Annotated in this window: 1 protein-coding gene and 1 pseudogene; both read left to right on the forward strand. The window is 42.5% G+C overall.

Annotation, left to right across the window (positions count from 1 at the left end; genetic code table 11):
• Positions 1-144 precede the first annotated feature (144 nt).
• Positions 145-345 carry a MerR family DNA-binding transcriptional regulator gene (locus I8U27_RS21485; protein WP_181755138.1) on the forward strand — a complete coding sequence of 67 codons (201 nt, stop codon included), beginning with the start codon at positions 145-147 and terminating at the stop codon, positions 343-345.
• 175 nt (positions 346-520) lie between these two features.
• A pseudogene (locus I8U27_RS21490) lies at positions 521-788 on the forward strand (helix-turn-helix domain-containing protein); the annotation flags it as partial.

Raw genomic sequence — 788 nt, forward strand, 5'->3', positions numbered from 1 at the left:
GAATTTCATCCACCCTCTACACTAAAATAAAATTTCTGTAAACAACATGAAAAGGAGCTGTACCTTCAAGTAGATTTTCTACTTTTGGGACAGCCCCTTAAAATAAATCCATATCCCAACTGCTCATGAAGGGAGTGAGGATCAGTGAACATTGGAGAGATCTCTTGCAGAACCGGTGTCAGTGTCCGATCCATCCGCTACTATGAGCAAAAAGGGCTTATTTCCCCGAAGAGACAGGAAAATGGATACCGGGAATATGGCGAAAAAAGATATAAGAACACGTTCAAGAGATACAATTTTATGAATTGCGAGCGAGGAGACTCGCCAATTCATTGGCGTAGATGAAAGCGAGGCATCGTTCGGTATCCCCCTTGTGGGGATGCTTAGAACGACATTTTTGCAGTTTTTATAGATATGTGTAAGATGAATCGAATGTATATTGTATATGATGCGTATGAAGGAGGAACCAGGTGAAACAGTGGAGAACGTTACACAAGTCCAAAGAAAGGAGTGAGACCCCATGAGGAAGGCGTACAAGTTTAAGCTAAACCCCACCCCAGAGCAGATCGAGAAGATCGAATAGACTCTTTCCATGTGCCGCTGGTTGTATAACTGTATGTTAGAGCAAAGAAAGACCGCTTATAAACATCATGGGATTACACTCAACTACAACAAGCAAGCCACCGAACTCCCTTCCGTCAAAAAAGAATGTCCGGAGTTTAAAGAGATTCATTCGCAAGTGCTTCAAGATGTAGCGAAACGCCTGCAGAAAGCTTTTGATGCTTTCT

Source organism: Paenactinomyces guangxiensis, from assembly GCF_016055185.1.
Classification (GTDB): Bacteria; Bacillota; Bacilli; order Thermoactinomycetales; family Thermoactinomycetaceae; genus Paenactinomyces; species Paenactinomyces guangxiensis.